A 3,861-nucleotide genomic window follows, 5' to 3' on the forward strand; every position below is an offset into this window, starting at 1 on the left:
CATGTTGAGCCTCTCCGTATGAAGATGTGGGGGATATGCCCCGGGTGCGGATAATCCAGCCCCATGGCACTCATCACACTATTAGATGCGCAACTGGCTTTCGGCCATGTGGCCCTCCTCGATCACGCTGATTTCACCCTGGAGCCTTCCGAACGCGTGGGATTGATCGGGCGAAATGGCGCCGGCAAGTCATCGCTTCTCAAGATTCTGGCGGGCATTGCAAAGGCCGATGATGGCGTCTTGCATGTGCAGCAGGGCCTGCGGACCACTTATGTGGCGCAGGAGCCAGACCTGAATCCCGAGTCCACCATATTCGAGGTAGCGTCCGAGGGGCTGGGGCAGGTCGTCGAGTGGCGTGAGCAGTATCTGTCAGGCGCCCCCGGCATCGATCTGGATGCATTGCAATCGCGCATCGAGGCGCATGAGGGCTGGAACTGGGAGCAGCGTGTCGAGGAGACACTGCATCGGCTGCACCTGGATGCCGCCGCGCATGTGAAGACCCTCTCGGGCGGAACCAAGAAGCGCGTCGCGCTGGCGCGCGCACTGGTAGCCAGGCCCGACGTGCTGATGCTCGATGAGCCGACCAACCATCTGGACCTGGACTCCATCACCTGGCTGGAAGACCTGCTGATCGACTTCAAGGGCAGCCTCGTCACCATTACGCACGACCGTGCGTTCCTGGATCGCATCGCCACCCGCATCGTGGAGCTCGACCGGGGGCAGCTTCGTTCCTATCCCGGCAATTTCGCCACTTACGTATTGCACAAGGAGGAGCAGCTCGCGCAGGAGTCCGTCATCAATGCTCGCGCCGACAAGCTGCTAGCCCAGGAGGAAGTATGGATCCGCAAGGGCGTGGAGGCCCGCCGCACGCGCGCGCAGGGACGCATCACCCGGCTGGAGAGGCTGCGGGCCAACCGCGCGGCCCGCAGGGAAGCCCTTGGCAGCGTGAAGATGGACATCGCGTCTGGAATCCAGAACAGCTACCAGGGCAAGATCGTTGCGGAGCTTGTGGACGTGAGCAAATCATTCGGCGACAAGCAGATCGCCAGGAACTTCACCGCGACGATCCTGCGCGGCGACAAGGTCGGTCTGATCGGACCCAACGGCGCGGGCAAGACAACGTTGCTGCGCATGATCCTGGGCGAGCTGGAGCCCGACTCCGGAACCGTGCGCCGCGGCAATAATCTTCAGGTGGCCTATTTCGATCAGATGCGTGACGCCATCGACATGGATGCGACGCTGGAGGATTTCATCAGCCCCGGCAGCGAGTGGATCGAAATCGGCAGCCAGCGCAAGCATGTAAAGAGCTACCTGGGCGATTTTCTCTTCTCGCCGGCCCGCGCCAACTCGCCGGTGCGCTCGCTCTCGGGTGGCGAGCGCAACCGGTTGCTGCTGGCCAGGCTTTTCGCGCGACCCGCCAACGTGCTGGTGCTGGACGAGCCCACCAACGACCTGGACATCGATACGCTTGAACTGCTGGAGGAATTGCTTCAGACGTATGACGGCACCGTCTTCCTGGTCAGCCATGACCGCCAGTTCCTGGACAACGTCGTCACCAGCACCATTGCCTATGACGAGGCCGGCATCTGGACCGAATACGAAGGCAGCGTGGAAGACTGGCTGATACAGTCGCGCCGCAAGCGCGAGGCGGCCAATGCCGCCGCCGCGCCCAGGAAGGAAGCCAGGAAGGACGACGGCAACGCAGCAGACACGGAGCGCAGGCCCAGCCAACCCGCGCTCAAGCGCAAGCTCAGCTACAAGGAGCAGCGCGAGCTCGAACAGCTCCCCGCGCATATCGACGCATTGGAGGCGGAGCAGAAGTCCATCCGCGACGAGCTGGCCGACAGCACGATCTATGCGCGAGACGGCGCGCGCGCCGCGGCATTGCACGCGCGGGACGGCGAAATCGAAGAGCAGCTCATGCAGGCTCTGGAGCGCTGGTCCGAGCTCTCCGCTTGAGCACCGAGCGTCGCCGCTCAGTAGGGTGAATCGTCCTCCGCGCTGGCCGATGCGTCGCCGATCCGCAGCCTGCCCAGGATCGCCGGAGCGATCCGCGCAAGCGGCAGCACCTCGTGCTCCGCGCCATGCGCGATGGCTTCGCGCGGCATGCCGAACACGACGCAGGATTTCTGATCCTGCACATAGTTGTAGCTGCCGCAATCCTTCATCTCGCGCATCGCGGCCGCGCCGTCGCTGCCCATGCCCGTCAACATCACGCCGATGGCATGCGGCCCCACAGCAGCGGCAACCGAGCGGAACAGAACCTCGACGGAAGGCTTGTGGCGATTGACCGGTTCTCCATCAAACACCGACGCCACATAACGGCCGCCACGCCGCATGACGGCAAAATGCCTGCCGCCCTGCGCCACATAGGCGTGGCCGGGCAGCAGCGGCTCGCCATGCTGCACCTCCTTCACGGCAATCGTGCACAGCTCGTTCAGGCGCGCGGCAAAACTGGCCGTAAAGCCCGCGGGCATATGCTGAGCAATGACGATGGCGGGCGCGGCGGGTGGCATGTGCGAGAGCAATTCGCGCACGGCCTCCGTCCCCCCCGTGGACGCGCCAACGCAGATCAGCTTGAGATGAAGCAGCGCGCCGGCGCCAGCACCAGCACCCGGTGGCATCGGCGCGGATGCCTGCTCCCTCGCGCCGGCCTTCGACATTTCCGAGAGCATGCGCAGCCGGCGCACGGACTCCAGCGTGATGGGGGGAAGGCGCCTGACTCTCGCCTGCGCCGCGATGCGGATCTTCTCCACGATCTGCGCGGCCAGTTCCAGCAAGCCATTCTCGATACCCAGGCGCGGCTTGGCCACAAAATCCACCGCGCCCAGTTCAAGCGCCTTCAGCGTCACCTCCGCGCCATGTTCCGTGAGTGTCGAGATCATCAGCACCGGCATGGGGCGCAGGCGCATGAGCCGGCCCAGAAAATCGATGCCGTCCATGCGCGGCATCTCCACGTCCAGCGTCAGCACGTCGGGGTTGAGATCGCGTATCTGCTCGCGCGCGGCCAGCGCATCGTTGGCAGTGCCGACACATTCCATGTCGGGCTGCTGGTTGATGATCTCCTTGAGAAGATTGCGCACCAGGGCCGAGTCATCCACCACGAGAACGCGCGTCCTTGCCGCCATGCGCTCAGCCCTTTCGCCGCCCGAAGAGGTCCACCGAGCCGCCCCGCGTCGCGCGCACCACCGACTCCACATTGCCGCGCGCCTCCTGCGCGGCCAGCTCCTGCCCGTGGGTGTGGGCGAGCCGCTTGACCATGGCGCGGCCCGAAGCGCCGAAGAACACCACCTTGCGCGCATGAATATCCAGCACGTCCTCCGAAACCACGGGGATGCGCTCCATGGCCAGATAGCCACGCACAAACCCGGTATTGCGTTCGCCCACGTTCATGTTGGTGAAGCCCTGGATCACCTGGGCGCCGCCGAATATCTTGGCCTGGATACGCTCGCGGCGCGCGCCCATCTTCATCATTTCGTTGATCAGCAGCTCCATGGCGTAGGAGCCATAGCGGCCGCAGGCATCGCTGCTGTCCCCCTGCGGGAGCATGAAATGGTTCATGCCGCCCACGCCGGCCTGGCCATCCCAGAGGCACGCCGCGATGCACGAACCAAGCACCGTGACCAGCAGCATGTTCTCGTTGGTGACGAAATACTCCCCCGGCAGCACCTTGACGGCGTTGTGCTGGAAATGATGGTCATAAAAGAAAAACGAGGCCTGCCCCGGCTTGACCGGACGCTGGCGCAACTCGTCCAGCGTCACCGCTTTCGATGCGCCGCCGGGCGGCAACAAGGCGCTGGCGGGGTTCATATGCGCTCGTACAAGGTCTTGCCGCGCAGGACGAACAAGTCCTTAGCGTCG

3 protein-coding genes are annotated in these 3,861 nt (G+C 64.4%); 1 reads left to right on the forward strand and 2 read right to left on the reverse strand.

Translation table 11 applies throughout. The annotated features are described in order from the left end of the window. Positions 1–63 precede the first annotated feature (63 nt). Positions 64–1,959 carry a ribosomal protection-like ABC-F family protein gene (abc-f, locus tag ABWP92_RS16755; protein WP_353236541.1) on the forward strand — a complete coding sequence of 632 codons (1,896 nt, stop codon included), beginning with the start codon at positions 64–66 and terminating at the stop codon, positions 1,957–1,959. Between the two features lie 17 nt (positions 1,960–1,976). On the opposite strand, the gene ABWP92_RS16760 is transcribed toward abc-f, so the two are convergent. Together ABWP92_RS16760 and cheD are read right to left on the reverse strand one after the other, a co-directional pair. Further along, entirely contained in the window at positions 1,977–3,128 is a 1,152-nt protein-coding gene (locus ABWP92_RS16760) for a protein-glutamate methylesterase/protein-glutamine glutaminase (RefSeq protein ID WP_353236542.1), read from the reverse strand. 4 nt (positions 3,129–3,132) lie between these two features. After that, positions 3,133–3,810: a chemoreceptor glutamine deamidase CheD gene (cheD, locus tag ABWP92_RS16765; RefSeq protein ID WP_353236543.1), complete on the reverse strand. Its 678-nt coding sequence runs from the start codon at positions 3,808–3,810 to the stop codon at positions 3,133–3,135. Positions 3,811–3,861 lie beyond the last annotated feature (51 nt).

The organism is Diaphorobacter ruginosibacter (genome assembly GCF_040396215.1).
In the GTDB taxonomy this organism is placed as follows: Bacteria; Pseudomonadota; Gammaproteobacteria; order Burkholderiales; family Burkholderiaceae_C; genus Diaphorobacter_A; species Diaphorobacter_A ruginosibacter_A.